Origin of the sequence: Candidatus Pelagibacter sp. FZCC0015 (assembly GCF_007833635.1) — a bacterium.
Lineage (GTDB): Bacteria > Pseudomonadota > Alphaproteobacteria > Pelagibacterales > Pelagibacteraceae > Pelagibacter.
Map to the genome: position 1 here is coordinate 756062 of NZ_CP031125.1, position 19215 is coordinate 775276.

The 19215-nt window shown below is 27.3% G+C and carries 21 protein-coding genes and 1 tRNA gene; 6 read left to right on the top strand and 16 right to left on the bottom strand.

Going from position 1 to position 19215, the window contains the following annotated elements; genetic code table 11:
• Genes DT059_RS03975 through DT059_RS04025 form a run of 11 tightly spaced genes read right to left on the bottom strand, consistent with a single transcriptional unit; the run spans window position 1 to window position 9404 of the window.
• Window positions 1-1065, bottom strand: coding sequence for a lycopene cyclase family protein (locus tag DT059_RS03975; protein ID WP_072090810.1), 1065 nt, complete (start codon window positions 1063-1065; stop codon window positions 1-3).
• Entirely contained in the window at window positions 1052-1903 is an 852-nt protein-coding gene (locus DT059_RS03980) for a phytoene/squalene synthase family protein (RefSeq protein ID WP_145596959.1), read from the bottom strand. The genes DT059_RS03975 and DT059_RS03980 overlap by 14 nt, the downstream gene beginning before the upstream one ends.
• Window positions 1903-3363 (bottom strand): phytoene desaturase family protein, encoded by a 1461-nt coding sequence (crtI, locus tag DT059_RS03985; RefSeq protein ID WP_145596965.1) that lies wholly within the window; start codon window positions 3361-3363, stop codon window positions 1903-1905. Before crtI ends, DT059_RS03980 begins: the two co-directional genes overlap by 1 nt.
• 39 nt (window positions 3364-3402) lie before the next feature.
• Window positions 3403-3915: a F0F1 ATP synthase subunit B family protein gene (locus DT059_RS03990; RefSeq protein WP_240704582.1), complete on the bottom strand. Its 513-nt coding sequence runs from the start codon at window positions 3913-3915 to the stop codon at window positions 3403-3405.
• Window positions 3890-4480 (bottom strand): F0F1 ATP synthase subunit B family protein, encoded by a 591-nt coding sequence (locus DT059_RS03995; protein WP_023854781.1) that lies wholly within the window; start codon window positions 4478-4480, stop codon window positions 3890-3892. Before DT059_RS03995 ends, DT059_RS03990 begins: the two co-directional genes overlap by 26 nt.
• A gap of 4 nt (window positions 4481-4484) precedes the next feature.
• The gene (locus DT059_RS04000; RefSeq protein WP_006997791.1) at window positions 4485-4712 is read right to left on the bottom strand and encodes a F0F1 ATP synthase subunit C; all 228 of its coding nucleotides are present in this window, start codon (window positions 4710-4712) and stop codon (window positions 4485-4487) included.
• 17 nt (window positions 4713-4729) lie between these two features.
• On the bottom strand, window positions 4730-5464 hold the full coding sequence (locus tag DT059_RS04005; RefSeq protein WP_072090806.1) for a F0F1 ATP synthase subunit A: 735 nt from the start codon (window positions 5462-5464) through the stop codon (window positions 4730-4732).
• A gap of 9 nt (window positions 5465-5473) precedes the next feature.
• A complete protein-coding gene (locus DT059_RS04010) occupies window positions 5474-5749 on the bottom strand; it encodes an AtpZ/AtpI family protein (protein ID WP_075484905.1) in 276 nt (91 codons plus the stop codon).
• Window positions 5750-5758: 9 nt separating this feature from the next.
• Window positions 5759-8332, bottom strand: a complete 2574-nt coding sequence (locus DT059_RS04015; RefSeq protein WP_145596968.1) for a chromosome segregation SMC family protein — start codon at window positions 8330-8332, stop codon at window positions 5759-5761.
• Between the two features lie 8 nt (window positions 8333-8340).
• Window positions 8341-8919, bottom strand: coding sequence for a thioredoxin domain-containing protein (locus DT059_RS04020; RefSeq protein WP_145596970.1), 579 nt, complete (start codon window positions 8917-8919; stop codon window positions 8341-8343).
• Complete coding sequence (locus DT059_RS04025) at window positions 8916-9404, bottom strand: DUF721 domain-containing protein (protein WP_145596972.1); 489 nt, start codon at window positions 9402-9404, stop codon at window positions 8916-8918. The genes DT059_RS04020 and DT059_RS04025 overlap by 4 nt, the downstream gene beginning before the upstream one ends.
• On the opposite strand from DT059_RS04025, the gene DT059_RS04030 reads away from it, so the two are divergent.
• A complete protein-coding gene (locus DT059_RS04030; RefSeq protein WP_145596974.1) occupies window positions 9405-10391 on the top strand; it encodes an A/G-specific adenine glycosylase in 987 nt (328 codons plus the stop codon). It begins immediately after the preceding gene.
• Window positions 10388-11530, top strand: a complete 1143-nt coding sequence (locus tag DT059_RS04035) for an FAD-dependent monooxygenase (RefSeq protein ID WP_145596976.1) — start codon at window positions 10388-10390, stop codon at window positions 11528-11530. The genes DT059_RS04030 and DT059_RS04035 overlap by 4 nt, the downstream gene beginning before the upstream one ends.
• Here DT059_RS04035 and DT059_RS04040 read toward each other — a convergent pair.
• The 3 genes from DT059_RS04040 to DT059_RS04050 form a co-directional block, all read right to left on the bottom strand.
• Window positions 11527-12597 (bottom strand): site-specific DNA-methyltransferase, encoded by a 1071-nt coding sequence (locus DT059_RS04040; RefSeq protein ID WP_145596977.1) that lies wholly within the window; start codon window positions 12595-12597, stop codon window positions 11527-11529. The two genes, DT059_RS04035 and DT059_RS04040, sit on opposite strands and share 4 nt — an antisense overlap.
• A 104-nt stretch (window positions 12598-12701) precedes the next feature.
• Window positions 12702-13262 carry a ribonuclease HII gene (locus DT059_RS04045; protein WP_145596979.1) on the bottom strand — a complete coding sequence of 187 codons (561 nt, stop codon included), beginning with the start codon at window positions 13260-13262 and terminating at the stop codon, window positions 12702-12704.
• Window positions 13262-13981 carry a uracil-DNA glycosylase gene (locus tag DT059_RS04050; RefSeq protein ID WP_145596981.1) on the bottom strand — a complete coding sequence of 240 codons (720 nt, stop codon included), beginning with the start codon at window positions 13979-13981 and terminating at the stop codon, window positions 13262-13264. Before DT059_RS04050 ends, DT059_RS04045 begins: the two co-directional genes overlap by 1 nt.
• A gap of 11 nt (window positions 13982-13992) precedes the next feature.
• Between DT059_RS04050 and DT059_RS04055 the strand changes: the two genes are divergently transcribed.
• From DT059_RS04055 to DT059_RS04070, 4 genes are all read left to right on the top strand, one after another.
• The gene (locus DT059_RS04055; RefSeq protein ID WP_145596983.1) at window positions 13993-15678 is read left to right on the top strand and encodes a tetratricopeptide repeat protein; all 1686 of its coding nucleotides are present in this window, start codon (window positions 13993-13995) and stop codon (window positions 15676-15678) included.
• Entirely contained in the window at window positions 15679-16524 is an 846-nt protein-coding gene (locus DT059_RS04060; RefSeq protein WP_145596985.1) for a GHMP family kinase ATP-binding protein, read from the top strand. It begins immediately after the preceding gene.
• 33 nt (window positions 16525-16557) lie between these two features.
• Window positions 16558-16631: transfer RNA gene (locus DT059_RS04065), tRNA-Gln, on the top strand.
• 3 nt (window positions 16632-16634) lie between these two features.
• Window positions 16635-17909, top strand: coding sequence for a CCA tRNA nucleotidyltransferase (locus DT059_RS04070; RefSeq protein WP_145596987.1), 1275 nt, complete (start codon window positions 16635-16637; stop codon window positions 17907-17909).
• Here the strand turns inward: DT059_RS04070 and greA are convergent.
• Both greA and hemF read right to left on the bottom strand, forming a co-directional pair.
• Window positions 17906-18382 (bottom strand): transcription elongation factor GreA, encoded by a 477-nt coding sequence (gene greA, locus DT059_RS04075; RefSeq protein ID WP_072090793.1) that lies wholly within the window; start codon window positions 18380-18382, stop codon window positions 17906-17908. The genes DT059_RS04070 and greA overlap by 4 nt on opposite strands.
• Window positions 18383-18386: 4 nt before the next feature.
• Window positions 18387-19214 (bottom strand): oxygen-dependent coproporphyrinogen oxidase, encoded by an 828-nt coding sequence (hemF, locus tag DT059_RS04080; RefSeq protein WP_145596989.1) that lies wholly within the window; start codon window positions 19212-19214, stop codon window positions 18387-18389.
• Between the last annotated feature and the right edge of the window lies 1 nt (window position 19215).

The following is a 19215-nucleotide window of genomic DNA, read 5'->3' on the forward strand; positions in this document are numbered from 1 at the left end:
TTAAATTAATTCTTTTAAAAATTTCCACTTTGGCATTTTTAGAATTACCTCTAAATCTTCAAAAAAACTGCTTTTATTTGATAAAAAATTGATAGCTGTTTTAGGTTTTGAATTAAAAACTTTAAAAAATATATTGCCCATTTCATTGGAATTATTTTTAAGAACTCTTAATAAGATTTTATCTAAAAAATCATATTTTGAATTGATTTTAAATAAATTTACATTTTTAATATTTTCTATGTTTTCTCTTATATATCTACTCTGTTCTTGTATATTTAGGAAAGTATAACCCGTACTTAATCTAGTCATGCCTCCTGCTGAGCCTATGTAAATTTCATTTAATTTATTTACATTTTTTTGTCTAAAAAGTGGAATTGCACCAGTTTCTTTGAAATTGATTTTGCAGTTTCTGATATTTAGGTGGTTGCTTAAATAATTATCAATTTGTTCATCATAATCTTTGAGTTTTTCATCATTTAGCTCAGATATCCAAGTAGTTTCAACTAATGCATTCCTTTTAGTAAATGGTAGCGTATAAAAAAAATGAACTTTGTTTCTTTGATCACAAGCAAAGTCCATCAAATTGAAAATTTCGTCATCAAAAAAGTCTTTTTCTGTTTCTATTTCAACCCCACAAAAGTGTTGCCATAACTCACTCTGTTTATTCTCAAAATTAGGTACACTATTAAATACAATTGAATTTGATTTATCTATTTCATCAATACTTTTAAAAAACTGAATATTTTTATTTAATTTAAGTTTTGAAAGTATTTTTTCGTAGAACATACCACTATCAATTGTTTGATATGGCGTATGTTCGCAATTTATATATTTCGTATTATTAGGTGTATTTATTGTAAAATTATTCCAACTTTTTTTGACACAGTCATCAAAATTATGGGAAAAAACTTTCCAAAATGACCAGGTTTTATCTCTTTTATAATCTTCTCTTGGTTCAATTATTGCTAGGGTTTTATCTTTTAATTTTTCATAAACTTCCAGCTCATATGCTAATGAAAGACCTGCGCAACCTCCGCCTATAATTGTGTAATCAAATTCTTTCATTTAAATTTATTTCTTCATTAATTAAATTATGGTCATGATTAATATTATCATCGTTTTTACTTATAAGTGATAACTTTATTAAGTCAAAAATAGATAAAAAAGTTTCAATAATTTTTTCAATATTTGAAACATAAATTTTTCCAGAATTTTTATAATTTTCTATGTTTTGTTTATTTAAAATTTTGTATCCTATTTTTCTATAAACCCTTCTTGCTACTAAAATAGAAAATCTGAAACTTAACGGTATTTCTTTAATTGAGTAAAATGAATTTTCATAAAACTTTTCTGAAAGCTTGATTGTATTCTTTATTTCCTCAAAACTTTCATTGATATAAGATCTATTATTTTTTTTATCTTCTATAACATCTCTAGAAATATTTGTTAATTGCATAGCAATCCCAAGATCAATAGCTGATTTTAGAGATTGTTCTTTGTGAACATTCAATATCTTAGCCATCATCAATCCAACTGTTCCAGCTACCCTATAGGAATAAATTAATAATTCTTTTTTTGAATTAAATTTAATATTTTCTTTTATATCAGAATTAATACCCTCAAATAAATCGTCTACAATTTTAGTTGAAATACTAAATTCATTAATAAGACCCCACATGTTTTTAATAACCGGATCATCATAATTTTTATTAACAAAATTATTTCTAAATTTAATAAAATTATCTTTTTTTATTTCAATATTGTTTTCATCATCAGCAATATTATCTGCTTCTCTACAAAAATCATAAAGCGCAGAGCATTTTTCATAGGTTTTTTTTGGTAAAAAAAAACCTGCCCAATTAAAAGATTTTGCGTAAATGGCTAAATAATTCTTTGTTAACATTAAAATAATTTATCTAAAACTTTTGCTGAAGAGAGAACACCTGGTACCCCAGCCCCTGGATGTGTTCCTGCACCAACAAAGTATAAACCATCATATATTTCAGATTTATTATGAAATCTAAAGTATGCGGATTGTGTAAATTTAGGTTGAATTGAAAACCCTGATCCAAATTTTGTATTTAATTCTTTTTCAAAGTAATCAGGTGTTAGATAAAAGTCCTCAACTATATTATTCTTAAGATCCGGCATTAAGTCTTTTTCCATTTTTTCAATTACAAGATTTTTCATTTTCTCACCTTCAGTTTCCCAATTTATTTTTGATTGATTGTTAGGAACAGGCACTAATACATAAAAACAATCATTCCCTTCTGGGGCCATAGTTTTATCAGTCGCTGTAGGTCTGTGAAGATAATAGCTAATATCGTTATTTAATTTTTTCTTATCAAATATGTCATCAAGATGTTCTTTATACTTGTTACCAAACTTTATTGTATGATGTTCAACATTCTCATAAATTTTTTTTGTTCCAAAATAGTAAACGAATAAACCCATAGAATATTCCATTCGATTTTTTTTCCAATTAAACAACATGGAATTCTCGTTGCTTTTGCTTAACATTTTCTCATAAAATGCAGGTGGATCTGCATTACAAACAACATTATCTGCACCAATTTCATTTTCATTATTTAATTTTACACCACTAATTTTATTATTTTTTGATATAATTTCTGTTACTTCACTGTTTTTTATTATTTCAATACCAACCTCATTCATTAATTTTTCAAAACCTTTAATTATATTTCCTGTTCCTCCAACTGAATAATGTATTCCCCATTTTTTTTCTAAATAAAGAATTAATCCATAAATAGAAGTGGTTGTAAAAGGATTTCCCCCAACTAGCAAAGGATGCATGCTAAGCATTCTTCTTAATTTTTCATTTTTTATATAAGATGAAACAAGTGAGTAAACTGATTTATAACTTTTAAGTTTTAATAAGGCAGGCAATTGTTGCATCATTACGAAAGGTTTATCAAATGGTACATCTGCAAGTTCTAAAAAACCTTTATCAAATATTTTTTTTGTAAAATTAACTAATTTTTCATATCCATTTACATCTTCTTTGCTAAGCTTCTCAATTTGGTCTTTCATCTCTATTTCGTCGCCTGAATAGTTAAATTTAGTTTTGTCCTCAAAAATAAACTGGTACCAAATTTTAAGTGGAGTTAATTCTATATAATTTTTTGGATCTTTATTGAATAACTCAAATAATTCATTAATTAAGTAGGGTGCAGTAATTACTGTTGGTCCAGCATCATATATAAATCCGTTTTTCTTAAAAACTCTTGCTCTTCCACCTAGATCTGGATGTTTTTCTATTAATTTTACGTTATGTCCTTTTGCCTTAAGTCTTAGCGCTGCTGCGATCCCACCAAATCCTGATCCAATGACTATAGAGTTCATTTTAATAATTTATAGCTTTTTTGAAAAATTGTAAGTGTATTATGAGTTAATTTTTTTTAACTCTGCTTTAGTTTCATCTAAATTTTTTTGAAACACAGCATCTAATTTTGACTTGTCTACAGATGTAGTTATTATTTTTTTAACTGAGTCCACGGCAATTTTTATTGATGCGTCCTTAATTTCTTTTAAAGCAGCTTCTTTCATCTGACTTATTTTATTTTCAGCTAAATTTTTTTTAATTTCTGATGATTTATGAAACTTATCATTCATCTCAATTATTAATCTATCTGCATCTTTTTTGGCGCTCTCAAGAATTTCGTTGCTAACAGACTGAGCTGTATCTAATTTTTTTTGTGAGTTATCTAATAGTGTTTTTGCCTCAGTTCTTAATTTTTCACTTTCATCAATTTCATTTTTAATGTCAGATATCATTTTATCTAACATTTCAGAAATTTTTTGAGGAATTTTAAGGTAAATTAACGCTCCAAAAAAAATAATAAATGATACGGCTACCCAAAATGTTGCATCAATTGCCATAGTATTTATCTCCATTTCTTTTAGATAGATCGTCAACAATTGCAGATATACTACTATTATTTACTTCAGCTCCAATTAGTTTTTGCAATAACTCAGATGAAGTCTCAATAGCAATTTTATTTATTTTATCTGGTGCATTTTTTCTTAATGCATCTATTTCTTTTTCAGCCTCAGCAATTTCATTATCAATTTGCTTATCAAGCACTTCTCTTTTTGCACCAATGTCTTTTAGCGCTTTTTCTCTTGCTTGATTGAAAATACTATTAGCCTCAAGTTTGCTTTTAGATATAATTTCATCATATTCTTTTAGTTTTGCATCACTATCTTCTCTTTGTTTCTCAGCAGCCTCAATATTTTCTAATATTTGAGATTTTCTCGATTCTAAGTTGTTACTAATTTTTGGTAGTATTAGTTTAGATAAAACTAAATACATAATACCAAAAGTAAGTATTAGCCAAAAAATTTGAGAAACCCAAAACTCTGGATTTAATTGAGGCATACCTCCACTTTCTGCTGCAAAAGCTTCTTTAATAAAAAAGAAGCTAAAAAATATTGACTGAAAATATATTTTTTTAACCATCAATTTAAAACGCAAAGAGTATGATTAACGCAACTACCAATCCGAATAATCCTGTAGCTTCTGCAAGTGCAAAACCTAAAAGCAAGTTAGGAAATTGTTTTTGTGCTGCAGATGGATTTCTCATTGCACCAGACAAATAATTTCCAAAAATTATTCCGATACCAACACCAGCTCCAGCTAAAGCAATTGCTGCTAAACCTGCTCCGATCATTTTTGCTGCTTCTAATTCCATTATATCCTCCTCTGTTATTAATGGTGTAAATTTAATGCATCATTTAAATAGATGCAGGTTAAGATTGCAAAAACATAAGCTTGAAGAAAAGCAACTAAGATCTCCAAACCAGTTAACGCAACCGAAAAACTTAGTGGAAGCCACCCACCAACTATTCCAAGGCTAATTACAAAGCCTCCGAAAACTTTCATCATTGTATGACCAGCCATCATATTGGCAAATAATCTAACTGATAAACTTATAGGTCTACTTAAATAAGAAATAATTTCTATAACAACAATTAAAGGGAGCAATACCGCAGGCACTCCACTTGGAACAAATAATTTTAAATACCCAAATCCATGTTTAATAAACCCAATTACAGTCACTCCAATAAATATAAATGCTGCGAGCACAAATGTTACAATGATATGACTTGTTACAGTAAAAGTATAAGGTATCATTCCAAACATGTTACAAAATAAAACAAACATGAATAGAGAAAATATAAATGCAAAATATGGTTTAGCTTTTGATCCAGCTGTATCGCTAATCATTTTGGATACAAAGGTATAGCTAAGTTCTGCTAATAATTGAATTTTGTTTGGTAGTATTGAATTTTTTTTTGATCCTAAATTAAAGATTAACAAAATAGATACAGTACTTAAAATCATAAATAAACTTGCGTTCGTAAATGATATGTCGAATGCTCCAACTTTAATTTCAGGTCCAATTCTATAAACATCGAATTGGGACATAGGATTTGCTGCCATAATACTTATTTATTTTTGCATTTTTTTTGCGGATCTAATCACATTGGTTATTCCAGCAACTACACCAACAAAAAAAAATATTAATATAAACCAGGGTTTAGTACCAAAGGTCTTGTCAAAAATAAACCCAATAATTGTCCCCACAGCTACTGCAGAAACAAGTTCTGTGCTCAATTTGAATGCAGTTCCTATAGGCGAGGGGTCATTCTTCTTATTGTAGAGATTTTTCTTTGAAATCTTGCTTTTTGCAATCTCTAAGCGAGTTTTGAAAGGGTCTTTTGGCATTTATATAGTTTAAGCAACCATACTCTCTGCTTTTTGTAAATCAACAGCCACAAGCTGACTAATTCCTTTTTGAGGCATAGTTACCCCATATAGTCTGTTCATTTTTGACATGGTTAAAGCATGATGAGTTACAATTATGAATTTGGTGTTGGTTATTTTAATTAGTTCCTCAAGTAAACTACAAAATCTTGTTACGTTAGCATCGTCAAGTGGTGCATCAACCTCATCTAATACACATATAGGAGAAGGGTTAGTTAAAAATACTGCAAAGATTAAAGAGAGTGCAGTCAATGCTTGTTCACCTCCAGATAACAAAGTTATAGATTGAAGTCTTTTTCCAGGAGGACTAACTAACATTTCTAAACCTGCTTCAAGTGGATCATCAGAGTCCACTAATTCTAATTTGGCATTTCCACCATTGAAAAGTTTTGTATAAACTTCATTAAATTTTCTATTAACTTTTTTAAAAGCTTCAATCAATCTTTCTCTTCCTTTTTGATTAAGTTCATTAATACTATCTTTAAGTTTTACGATAGCGGTAACAAGATCGGCACGATCTTGTTCCATTTTTTTTATCTCTACTTCATATTTACTTGTTTCTTCATCTGCTTTTAAATTTACAGATCCTAATTTTTCTCTTTCTTGTTTTTTCTTGTCTAAAGCATCTTCTTGATCAACTGGATTTGGAAGCTCTTCTACTCCGTTTAAATTTGAATTTTCTAAAATATTATCTTCATTTAAATTTAACTCAGAACTAATTCTATCAAGGAGATCATTTTTTCTTTTTTGCAGGCCTTCAATTGTAGCTCCTGAGCTTGCTTTTCTTTCTCTGATTTGAATTGATTGTTCTTGAATTTCATTTAATTGCGTTCTTAACATTTCAATTTTTTGATCTGTTTCATCTATAATCGCTTCATTATCAATTTTTTCTTTATCAGAAATTCTTAAATTTTCTGAAATTTGACCTTTTCTTTCAGCTTGCGCTCTAGGTTGATTTTCTAAATCACTTAATTGTTTTGATAATTTTTCTTTTCTTTGTGTTAGTTCGTTAACCATTTTTTCTGAGTTAGTTAATAAATTTTTCCAACTTTCAATTTCCGTTTCAATGGTTTTAATTCTTTCATTTCTTTTTATAGACTCATTTTTAATTGATTGATTTTTACTATATGCATCGGCATATTTTTCTTGGAGTAATTTTATATTTTCTGATTTTTCGCTAACTCCTAATAACTCACTTCTAGATCTCTCATTTTTTAAATCATTTAAAAAACTATCTAGCTCCATATTACATCTATCTAGAAGTGTTAATGCTTGATTTATTTCATTACTATCTATTAATTCTTTTACCCTTGATATAGTGTTTTTTACATTTCTTATTGGACCAACACTTATATTTACAGTTTCTTCTGCTAAACTGTTTACAACTTCATCAACAGCTTTTTGTTCTTCTTTAAGTTTATTTTTTGCACTTTCTAACTCTTCATTAGATAATTTTTCTGTTTCAAAATACTTCGAGTCTGTCTCAATTAATTCAGTTTTTTCTTCCTTCAATCTTTTTTCATTTGAGTTAGCGTCTATGATTATCCCTTTTTCTCTCGTGATATCATCATCAAGTGTTTGAATTGATTTTTTGATGCTTTCTATCTCATCTTGAATTCTTGTATTTTCCTCATCTAAACTTTGAAGTTCTAAATTAAGTCTTTGTATCCTTGATAAATTTTCAATATTTTTCTCTCTCAATGGATTTACCTTATCTGTAAAAGTTTTAATTGAGTTTTCTAATTCAGATATTTTGTTATTAAATCCTTCTACTTCTCCTTCTGCCTCAGTATTAATTTCATTTTCTATTCTAATTTCTTTATCTATTTCTAATAATTTTAAATAATACAAACCTGCCTCAATTTTTTTAATTTGATCTGAAATTAGTTTGTATTTTGTTGCCTCTTCAGCTTGTTTTTGAAGATTTGCTAATTGTTTTTCTTGCTGTCTTCTTAATTCATCTGCTCTTTTTAAATTATTCTCAGCCGCACCTAATCTTAATTCAGCCTCATGTCTTCTAACGTGTAAACCTGATATTCCTGCAGCTTCTTCTAAAATAGCTCTTCTATCTGTTGGTTTTGCAGTTACTAATGCACCTATTCTTCCTTGGCTAATCATAGATGGAGAGTGTGCACCAGTCGAAAGATCTGCAAAAAACATTTGCGCATCTCTTGCTCTTACTTCTTTATCATTAATGTAAAATTTAGATCCTTTATCTTTTTCTATTTTTCTTCTAACCTGTATTTGCTCCAACTCGCGGTATTGTATTGGACCTTCTTTATCTTTGTTTTCAACTTCAATAGATACTTCTGCAATATTTTTTGATGCTTTATTAGATGTTCCTGAAAATATAACATCCTCCATACCAGATCCACGCATACTTTTTGCCGAGGTCTCTCCCATTACCCATCTTAAAGATTCTACAATGTTAGATTTTCCACAGCCGTTAGGACCCACTATACCCGTAAGACCATCCTCAATTAAGAAGTTGGTTTTTTCAGCAAAAGATTTAAATCCGTTTAATTGGATTTTTTTAAACTCCATGCACTAACTTATATCAGTTTTTCTAGAGCTTTTTTTAAATTTTTATAATTTAGAGTTTTTTCAAATTTTTCGTTGTTAATAATAATCGTAGGAGTTGCGTTCACTTTGAAGTTCTTTGCTCCATCGATTCGATCGTTTAATACAAAATCTTCAATTTCCTTATTGTTTATACAAGTATCAAAATCAATACTAAATCCCTCACTTTTTAAAAATTTTTGTAGATTTTTATTTGCCTCCTGGATTGAACTTCCCTTTACCCATTTTTCTTGATTAGCATATAAACTTTCAAGGATATCTGAATTTCCATCATTTTTACACTGAGAAACTTTAGATGCATTAAAGGCCGCTATGTCTAATGGAAAATGTCTAAATTCTATTTTAGCGAGTCCAGTATCAAGATACTCCTCCTTTAATTGAGGATAAACATTTTTATGAAAATTAGCACAATGACTACAAGTTAATGATTCAAAAGCTATAATAGTTATTTTTGCATCTTTGTTCCCAACAGATATTCTTTTAATTTCCTCAGCTTGTACATTTAAGACTGTAGTAAAAAATATTAATATTAAGAATATAATTTTTTTCATTTCTCTCTAAAAACTCTAGTTAACTCTGTTAATGATTTTTTAATCTTTTCGTTTTTAACACCTTTAATCTTATCTTGATATTTGCTAATTGCCACATTTTTAAATTTTGTTTCACTTGAGCCCTTCATTTCATGTTCTTCATCAAAACTTATAAATTTAAGCTTTTCAACAACAGAATATCCAAAAAAAATATTCATTTTATCCAAAATATCTTTTTTCGAATATTCTACGTCAACTTCATGTCCTCGCTTGACCATAACTACTAAGGTGCTAACACCAAATTTATTTGAATTTTTAAATGTTTTTGGATAGCAAATTTTAAATAATTCGCTTCCAACTAAATATTTCCAATTGCTCAGTGTTTCTGAATATACATGACCTTTTTTATTTATTATTTTTTTGACATTTTTTGGCAAAGTGTCTTTGAAAGATCTTAATCCTTGAATGCTAGCGTTTCTCTGCTTAGTATTATTTTTTGATTGCATATGAAAGATCCAATAATAACAAATAATATTCTTAATTGGTACGATTTAAATAAAAGATCTTTACCATGGAGAAAGAATGTTTCTCAAACAAAAAAGCAATATTATACTTTAGTAAGTGAATTTATGTTGCAGCAAACCCAGGTTGCAACAGTAATACCTTACTTTAACAGATTTATAAAAAATATTCCCACAATAGAAAAATTATCTAAATATGATGATAGTAAATTAATTAAACTTTGGGAGGGTCTTGGATACTATTCAAGAGTAAGAAATTTAAAAAAAACCGCTCAAATAGTTGTTAAAAATTTTAATAAAAAAATACCTAGAAATTTTTTAGATTTAAAGTCTCTTCCGGGAATTGGAGATTATACAGCAAGTGCAATTTCTGCAATTGCATTCAATGAACCAATAATCCCTCTAGATGGCAATATTGAAAGAGTACTAAAGAGATACTTGCTTTTAAAAAAACAAGATCAAATAAAAAAAGAAAATTTACACGAGAAGAAAAAAATTTTTGGAACATCTATCAAAAGGTCTAGTGATTATGCTCAAGCTTTAATGGAATTAGGAGCACTAATTTGTAAACCTGTTAGTCCTAATTGTAAGAACTGTCCATTAGTAAAAAAATGTAAATCATTTAAAAATAAAAATTTTGATTTAGTAAAATTTAAAAAAAAAGATAAGGAAACTTTTTACAAGCTAAATGTTTATAAAAAAAATAATCATTATTTATTAATCAAAAATAATAAATTTAATTTTTTGAAAAATTTTAATATCTTCCCGATGGAGGAAGTAAATAATCCTAAAAATTTTGATAAAGATTTGAATTTTAAAATGTCTAATATGAGTATGAATATTAAAATTGAATTTAAAAATAAATATAATTTAAATAAAAATAATTATTGGATTGATCCAACAAAGCTTCAAAATTATACACTGCCAACATTTACAAAAAAGATAGTTAAATTTTTAGAAAGTCATAAATGAAAAAAATTGCAATAATTGGCGCTGGAATTTCTGGTTTGTATATTGCCAATTTATTCAAAGATCATAAGGATTATCAGGTTACGATTTATGAAAAAAGGAATTCCATAGAAATGCAAGATAGCTATGGAATTCAGTTGTCGGTAAATAGTGTAAAGCTTTTAAATAAAATAGGCTTCACTTCTTTTACTGAAGAAGAAAAATTTAATCCAAAAAAAATTGATTTTTATGAAATTAAAAATTCAAAAAAAATTTGTGACTTAGACATTTCAAAATTTAATTATGAAAATTGTAAATACACAACATTGAAAAGATCAAAATTGCTTCAATTTTTAAAAAAAAAAATAAATGAAGATATAATTAAATATAACCACAGTATTGAACAGATTGTTTACGATAAAGATTCAATAAAATTAATATTTGATAAAAAAAAAATAACTTGTGATTACTTAATTATTTCAGACGGTGTGTTTTCTAAAGGTAAGTTATTAATTTCAAACAATAAATCAAAACCAATTTACAATGATACAATTGCTATTAGAGGAACTATATCAAGAGAAAATTTTCAAAATTTAAATGAAGAAAATATTTCTTTGTTCTTAGGACCGAATTTTCATTATGTTGTTTATCCAATTAATAATGATAAATATTTAAATTTTATTGGCATTTTAAAACATAAATTAAATTCAAATGAGCAAGAGAACTATAATCTTTTTACCGAGAGTTCTTTTATAAGAAATATTAAATTTAAATTATCCAAAAAAGTTTCTCAAAGTTTTTTGGAAAATCTTCAAAATATTAAATTATTTCCAATATTTGTAAGTAAAAATTTATATAATCCTCCAAAAAATATATTCCTTGTAGGAGATGCATTTTTTGCTTTTTCACCTTCATTTGCACAGGGAGCTTCCCAATCAATAGAGGGGGCTAGTGAATTATATGAATGTTTAATAAATAATAATAATTTTTATAATATCAGATTAAAGAGAACAAAAATGATTAATAGTAGATCTAATTTCAATCAATTTGCCTTCCATTTATCAAATCCAATTATGATCATATTTAGAAATATTTTTTTAAAACTTTTAACTAAAAATAAAAAATTTTTAGAAAGTTATTTGGGTAAAATTTATAAAAGTTAATTTTTAGAAATTAATCTTTGTCTTAGATAGTCAATAGGATAAGTTCGTCCATTTATATCACAGTGCCAAAAAGTCCATCCATTGCAACTTTCAGCTCCTAAAATAGTAGCCGCAACTTTGTGTATAGAACCCTCTGCTTGATTATGTTTTATACTACCATCAGCCATAATTCTGGCTGTTATTTTTTTCTTATTATCAAAAATATTAGTTCCAGGTTTAATTATGCCAAGCTCGACTAACGAACCAAAAGGAATTCTTGGTTTTGATCTATTATTTTTTAGTGTATCTAATAAATCGTCTTCAATAGGCTTTGCAGTTTTTATGCGTTGCTCAGCAGCTTTAAAATAATTTTTTTCTTTTTCTATTCCAAAATAATTTCTCCCTAGTTTTTTTGCTACTGTAGCTGTTGTTCCTGATCCTAAAAAAGGATCAAGTATGAGGTCATTTTTATTTGATGTAGCTAGTAAAATTCTATGTAAAAGTGCTTCTGGTTTTTGTGTGGAGTGAATTTTTTTTCCATCCTTTTTGAGTCTTTCAGATCCATTGCATATTGGAAGATCCCAATTAGATCTCATTTGAAGATCATCATTTAAACATTTTAAAGATTGATAATTAAATGTGTATTTTGATTTCTCACTTTTAGAAGCCCATATTAAAGTTTCATGAGCGTTAGTAAAACGTGTGCCTCTAAAGTTTGGCATTGGATTATTTTTATTCCAAATAACATCATTTAAAATCCAGAAACCTAGATTTTGTATTGCTGTGCCAACTCTAAAAATATTATGGTAGCTTCCTATAACCCAAATAGCTCCATCTTTTTTTAAAATTCTTTTACATTCACTAAGCCACTCATAGGTAAAATCATCATATTTTTTAAAATTTTCAAATTGATCCCACTTATCATTTACCGCACTAACCTTTGATCTATCTGGTCTAGTTAATTCACTTTTTAATTGCAAGTTGTAAGGAGGATCAGCAAAAATTAAATCAAAAGTTTCACGTGGAATTTTTTTTAATTCTTCGAGACTATCTCCATTAATTATTTTATTTTTGAAATCAGTTTTCATTTGTAAAAATTAATTAGACTCCAAATGGATTCTTCGGTCAACCTGAGATTGAAAAATTTAGATTCGATTAGTGTTTCAAAATTAGAAAGTAACTAGATGTAGTGTTAATTTATTTTAGATATAGGTGAAAAAGTTTTTCTATGATGTTTAGTAATACCTAATTTTTTCAAAGCTTTTAAGTGCTGTTTTGTTCCGTACCCAAAGTTTTTATCCCAATCATAGCCTTTATTTTTTTTTGATAAAGTGGTTATAAACTTATCTCTTGATACTTTTGCAATTATAGAAGCTGCCGAAATAGAGGGGATTTTTTTATCTCCTTTAATAACTGATTTTAAATTATAATTTTTTAACTCTGGAGTTTTGTTTCCATCTATCAGAACGTGTGTTGGTTTTCTCTTAAGTTTTTTGATGGCTCTTTTCATAGCCAGTAAACTTGCTTGAAGTATATTCAGCTTTTCTATTTCTTTGACAGAAGCTTTGCCTATGGACCAAGTAGAATTTTTTTTTATATATGTACACAGATACTCTCTATCTTTTTTACTTAATGATTTTGAATCTTTTAATAACTTTTGATTAATTGATTTTTTTAAAATTACTGCTGAAGCATACACAGGTCCAATTAAACTTCCTCTACCAACTTCATCAACCCCTGCAATTATCTTCATCAAATTTTTAACTTCAGGTCTTTAATCTTATCTCTAATTTTCTTTAAATCTTCCCATGAGTATTTTTTATTTTCTGGAAAACGGATGAGATAAGATGGATTAAAAGTTATCATTAAAGGGAATGTTTTGTTTTTTAATATCACTTCCTTCCAATGTCCTCTTTCAGCAGTGATTTTTTCGCTTATTCCTGTTATAGCCTCCATTGCTGAACTACCCATTAAAACGATAATCTTTGGGTTTATAATTGATATATGCTCTTTTAAAAATACCGAGTACCTTTTAATCTCGGTTGAGGTTGGTTTTCTATCATCAGGTAGTCTAAAATTGATTGCATAACTTGTATAAATATTTTGCCTCTTAATATTGATGGCTATGAGCATTTTGTTAAGAAGTTCGCCAACTTCACCTCTAAATGGGACACCCAACTTTTCTTCTTCAGCCCCAGGAGCCTCTCCAATTAACATTAAAGGGCTATTTATATTTCCCTCACCTAAAATAATTTTGTTTGAATTTTCTTTCAATTTACAATTTTCAATTGAATTTATTTGATCTTTTAAATTTTTTAGTAATTCTTCTTTATTAGTTTGCAGAGTGCCATTTTTCGTTTCTAAAATATTAAATCTATTTATTGGCTTATCAGCGAATATAAATTTTGGCTCAATAGTATTAATTAGTTCTTGGTTTAATTTGGTATTTTGATTTATCACTTTTTTAGTCATAGTATGGTTACATGTTCCTAAAATTTCTAAAATTAGTACTATTAATATTTATATCTTATCAGACACCTTTGTATTCTAAAAGTGCTACTTTTAATGATTTCAACTCAAGAGATTTGTCAAATTATTTTTCTGGAATTGTTGCATTTGAAAATCGAGATAATTCTGAAGCTTTAAAATTTTTTAACTTAACCAAGGTATTAATTAACAAACATGACAGTTATTTAAAAAGATATGTTAACTCTTTAGTTTTAGATAACAAAGTACCTCAAGCAATTAATGTATTAAATAACAATGCAAACAAATCTAATTCAGATTTTTATGATGCGTATATAATTTTATTAATTGACAGTTTAAAAAAAAATAACTTTAAAAAGGCTGACGAATATTTAACACAAAGTTTAAAATTTCAAGATGAAGATAGAATAAACCTAGTTATATTTGAAACTCTAAAACAGTATATTTATACATTTAAAAATAAAAAAATATTAGATAACAAAAAAAATTTTGGAAACTTGTCTCTTATAGCCGAGACATTCCAAAGATGTTATATTGAAGATAAAAGAACTTCGTCATTTTTTCTTAATTTAATAAATAATCAACAAGGTGATTATTCAAGATACATTTTCTTTTATCTTAATTATTTAATTGATAACAATAAATTAAATGAAGCAAGATTAGTAGTTAAACAAATTGATTATATAAATTCAACACTTTTACTCTCACAAAGCAAAAGTTGGGTAGACAAAGAAAAATTCGATGATTTTGGAAAAATTTTTTCATGCAAAGATCATAATGATCTTGTAAGTGAGTTTTTATTTTTAATCTCTAATCTTTATTCTTCTCAGGATAATTTTGAGAAATCAAATTTTTACTTAAATTTGTCAAACTATTTGAATCCCAAGTTTGAATTTAATTTGTCATTGGTTGCAGAAAATTTTTATCTCAATGATGAATTTGATAAAGTACAAAGGATCTTAAAAAACTTTAAAAAAGAAGATGAATTTTATTATTGGTTTAGATTAAAAAAAGAAGCTCAAATAATAATTCAACAGCAGGATTATGAAAATGGAATTAAATACATAGACTCAAAATTTAATAAAATTGAAAATCCAAATATAAAAATGATTTTTGATTTAGCCAATTTTTATAAAAATTCTAAAAATTATGAAAAGGCAATAGATCGTTATACAGAAATTATTTTAACACTGGATGACAATTCACTTATCAAATCAGATGTATTGTATCGTAGAGGTGGTAGTTATGAAAGAATGGGCAATTATGAAAGGTCAGATGAAGATTTATTGCATGCGCTTAAAATTGATCCTAGTGATGCATATATTTTAAATTACCTTGCTTACTCTTGGTTAGAGCGTGATTATAAAATTAATGAAGCAATGGATATGTTGAAAACAGCATATGATTTAAAAAGTAATGATCCATATATTATTGATTCAATTGGATGGGCTTATTTTTTAATAGAGGACTATGTAGAAGCAGAAAAGTATTTAAAAAGAGCTGTAGAATTAATGCCAGATGACCCAATTGTGAATGATCATTATGGAGACATTTTATGGAAATTAAATCGAAAAATTCAAGCAAGATATTTTTGGAACAACGTATTAACTTTTGATGACACCGAGGACGATATGAGAGAAAAAATCAATATTAAAGTAATTGAGGGTCTTAAAAATTCCTAAATGAAAATTAATAAAATTAAATCTAATGCAAAGTTAAATTTAGCACTAAATATCACCGGAAGAAAAAAGGTTTTACATAAAATTGAAAGTATAATTGGTTTCATAGATTTACATGATGTTATTTCGATAAATCAACATAATGGAAAAAAACACCACATTTCTTTTTATGGAAAGTTTTCTAAAAATATTGGAAAAAAAAATACTGTTCAAAGATTATTTCAGATACTAGATAAAGAAAATTTATTAAAAAATAAAAAATTCAAAGTTAAAATTAAAAAATTAATCCCTCAAGAAGCTGGGTTGGGTGGGGGATCGATGAACGCAGCTAGTGTGTTTAATTATCTGGTTAAAAAAAAAATTATTAATCCTAATCATCAAAAAACTCGAAGTATCTGTGACTGGGTTGGTTCTGATGTTATTCTGGGAACCATTTCATCCAGCTGTGTGTTGTCATCAAGTGGTAGAATAAAAAAGATTTATAATACTCCAAAATATTATTCCACTTTAGTAAAACCTGATTTTGGGTGCTCAACTAAAAAAATATACTCAGCTGTTCGAAAGTTTACAAAATCAAAATATAACAAACCTAAAAAAAACATGTTTGGAGTAAAATATTTGATTGATCAACAAAATGCCCTTGAAACAATAGCACTCAAAAAATATCCAAAACTTAAAAAAATAAAGTTGTTCTTAGAAAGTATAAATAATCCATTATTTGTAAGAATGACTGGTTCAGGATCAACAATTGTTGCCTATTATAATTCATTAAAGAGTTGTAAATTGGCAAAAGCTAAATTTAAAAGAAAATATAAAAATTATTGGTGTGTTACAGCAAAAACTATATGAATTTTATATTTTTATGTTATAGGAAGCTAGTATTGGGGCGTAGCCAAGCGGTAAGGCACGGGTTTTTGGTACCTGCATCCTAGGTTCGAATCCTAGCGCCCCAGCCATTTATGAAAAATTTTTTAGATAAATTTTTTTCCAGATCAAAAAATCTTGATTATATCAGTCAAAATTTAAAACAAATTACTTTAACAACACCAGCAAATAAAATTTTTGAGGCAATTAATAATTTTTCAGAGAAAAGTGAAATCAGATATGTTGGTGGGTGTGTAAGAAAAGTGATAAAAAAAGAAAATGTTGATGATATTGACCTGGCAACAAATTTAACTCCCCTGGAAGTTTGTGAGGCTCTTAAAAACAAACAAATAAGTTATTACGAAACAGGAATTGAACACGGAACTATAACAGCAATAATTGATGAATATAAATATGAAATTACTTCTTTAAGGAAAGACGTCTCAACTGATGGAAGGCATGCTGAAGTAGAATTCTCTTTAGATTGGAAGGAAGATGCCTCTAGAAGGGATTTTACTATCAATTCAATTTATGCAGATGGTGATGGTAATTTATTTGATCCATTTAACGGTAAAAAAGATTTGGAGGATGGTTATATTAATTTTATTGGAAATACAGAAAAAAGAATTCAAGAGGATTATTTGCGTATTTTAAGGTATTTAAGATTTTATTTAAACTACTCAAATCATGAGCACCAGCCAGAAATAATAAAAAATATAAAAAAAAATATTGATGGAATTTCAAATATATCATCTGAAAGGTTAATCGATGAGCTAAAAAAAATAACTAGTTCAAATGGATTTTTAAAACTTTTCAAAGATAAAGAAAGTTTAGAACTCATAGAAATAATTTTCCCTCAATTAAAGAATATTAAAAATTTTAAAAAACAAAATTCTTATGCTGCAGAGAATTTTTTAAAAATTGACTTTATATTCTTAATTGCGCTTTTAGTGATTGATGGGACTGATAATGCTGATTATTTTCTTTATAAATTTAAAATATCTAACAAAGATAAGAAAAGATTAAAATTAATAGATCTTTTTTATAGAGAAAAAGTAACTTTAAACAATTTTACAGAGAAAAACTTGAATAAATTTTTTTATTTTAATGGGCGACAGGCTGTATTGGATATAATTAATTTTAAAATATTTATCTCAAACAAAGTAGAGAAAAAACTAATCAAACTATTAGATACTTATAAAGAGAAAGTAATTCCAACTTTGCCAATAGGGGCCGATCTATTAATGTCTAAATTTCAAATTCCTGAGGGCAAAACTTTAGGTAATAAATTAAAAAGGATAGAAGAAACTTGGGTTCAAAACGGATTTCAAATTTCAGATAAGCAGGTTCAACAAATAGTTAAAAGTTAAATATATTTAACGTCTTTAATTTCAAAATTTTTTACACCAGAGGGTGTATTTATTTCAACTAAATCACTTTTATTTTTTCCAATCAAACCTTTGCCAATTGGTGATTGAAAGAAAATTAGTTTTTGTTTTAAATCTGCTTCATCTCTTCCAACAATTTTATAATTTATTTTTTCACCAGTATCTAAATCTTCTAAATAAACTGTAGATCCAAAAATTACTTTTCCTTCATTGTTTAGTTTTGTAACGTCAATAACATTTGCTCTTGCAATAATATCGTTAATTTCTGTAATTCTTCCCTCGTTATGAGATTGTTCTTCTTTAGCTGCATGATATTCAGCATTTTCTTTAAGGTCTCCATGGGATCTCGCTTCAGCAATTGCAGCTACTATTTCAGGTCTTTTTTTTTCTTTTAAAAAAACCAATTCTTCTTTTAGTTTATTTAATCCGTTTAATGTTATTGGCTCTTTATCCATTTTCTTATTTCCATTTTGCAATCGGGGGTAATGACATCAAAATTCCTTCAACATTACCACCAGTTTGTAGCCCAAATTTCGTTCCTCTATCATAGAGCAAATTAAATTCTGCGTATCGACCCCTTTTAATATACTGAAACTCTTTATCTTTTAAAGTCCATTTTTTTTTTAATTTTTTTTTAATTATTTCATTAAATAGCATTTGAAATGTAACACCAACATCTCTGACAAATTTAAAGTCATTTTCAAAATTATCATTTTTATAGTCAAAAAATATCCCACCTATACCTCTGGCTTCTTTTCTGTGAGGTAGATAAAAATATTCATCACACCACTTTTTATATTTTTTATAATAATTTTTATTATGTCTATCGCACATTGCCTTTAATATTTTATGAAAGTTTTTCTTCTCTTTTTCATCTTTTATTGCTGGGGTTACATCCATACCTCCACCAAACCAATTCTTTGTTGTACAAATAAATCTGGTATTAAAATGCATTGCAGGAATATGGGGATTTTGCATGTGCATAACTATTGATATTCCTGATGCCCAAAATCTAGGATCTTTACTTGCGCCTGGTATATTCTTTTGAAATTGTTTAGGAAATTTTCCATAAACTTTTGAAAAATTTACTCCTACTTTTTCAAAAATTTTTCCATTTTTAAGAATTCTATATTCACCACCACCTTCATCTTTTTTACTGCTTCTATTCCAAGAAGTTGATTGAAAATTTAATTTGTTTTTTTCAATTTTTAAAATGTCGTCACATATTGCATTTTGTAATAGCTTAAACCAATTACTCGCTAAGTCTTTTTTAATTGAAATATCCATT

Coding starts and splice junctions, on each gene's coding strand:
- DT059_RS03975 (WP_072090810.1), bottom strand. CDS start 1,065: ATGAAAGAATTTGATTACACAATTATAGGCGGAGGTTGCGCAGGTCTT.
- DT059_RS03980 (WP_145596959.1), bottom strand. CDS start 1,903: ATGTTAACAAAGAATTATTTAGCCATTTACGCAAAATCTTTTAATTGG.
- crtI (WP_145596965.1), bottom strand. CDS start 3,363: ATGAACTCTATAGTCATTGGATCAGGATTTGGTGGGATCGCAGCAGCG.
- DT059_RS03990 (WP_240704582.1), bottom strand. CDS start 3,915: ATGGAGATAAATACTATGGCAATTGATGCAACATTTTGGGTAGCCGTA.
- DT059_RS03995 (WP_023854781.1), bottom strand. CDS start 4,480: ATGGTTAAAAAAATATATTTTCAGTCAATATTTTTTAGCTTCTTTTTT.
- DT059_RS04000 (WP_006997791.1), bottom strand. CDS start 4,712: ATGGAATTAGAAGCAGCAAAAATGATCGGAGCAGGTTTAGCAGCAATT.
- DT059_RS04005 (WP_072090806.1), bottom strand. CDS start 5,464: ATGGCAGCAAATCCTATGTCCCAATTCGATGTTTATAGAATTGGACCT.
- DT059_RS04010 (WP_075484905.1), bottom strand. CDS start 5,749: ATGCCAAAAGACCCTTTCAAAACTCGCTTAGAGATTGCAAAAAGCAAG.
- DT059_RS04015 (WP_145596968.1), bottom strand. CDS start 8,332: ATGGAGTTTAAAAAAATCCAATTAAACGGATTTAAATCTTTTGCTGAA.
- DT059_RS04020 (WP_145596970.1), bottom strand. CDS start 8,919: ATGAAAAAAATTATATTCTTAATATTAATATTTTTTACTACAGTCTTA.
- DT059_RS04025 (WP_145596972.1), bottom strand. CDS start 9,404: ATGCAATCAAAAAATAATACTAAGCAGAGAAACGCTAGCATTCAAGGA.
- DT059_RS04030 (WP_145596974.1), top strand. CDS start 9,405: ATGAAAGATCCAATAATAACAAATAATATTCTTAATTGGTACGATTTA.
- DT059_RS04035 (WP_145596976.1), top strand. CDS start 10,388: ATGAAAAAAATTGCAATAATTGGCGCTGGAATTTCTGGTTTGTATATT.
- DT059_RS04040 (WP_145596977.1), bottom strand. CDS start 12,597: ATGAAAACTGATTTCAAAAATAAAATAATTAATGGAGATAGTCTCGAA.
- DT059_RS04045 (WP_145596979.1), bottom strand. CDS start 13,262: ATGAAGATAATTGCAGGGGTTGATGAAGTTGGTAGAGGAAGTTTAATT.
- DT059_RS04050 (WP_145596981.1), bottom strand. CDS start 13,981: ATGACTAAAAAAGTGATAAATCAAAATACCAAATTAAACCAAGAACTA.
- DT059_RS04055 (WP_145596983.1), top strand. CDS start 13,993: ATGTTCCTAAAATTTCTAAAATTAGTACTATTAATATTTATATCTTAT.
- DT059_RS04060 (WP_145596985.1), top strand. CDS start 15,679: ATGAAAATTAATAAAATTAAATCTAATGCAAAGTTAAATTTAGCACTA.
- DT059_RS04070 (WP_145596987.1), top strand. CDS start 16,635: ATGAAAAATTTTTTAGATAAATTTTTTTCCAGATCAAAAAATCTTGAT.
- greA (WP_072090793.1), bottom strand. CDS start 18,382: ATGGATAAAGAGCCAATAACATTAAACGGATTAAATAAACTAAAAGAA.
- hemF (WP_145596989.1), bottom strand. CDS start 19,214: ATGGATATTTCAATTAAAAAAGACTTAGCGAGTAATTGGTTTAAGCTA.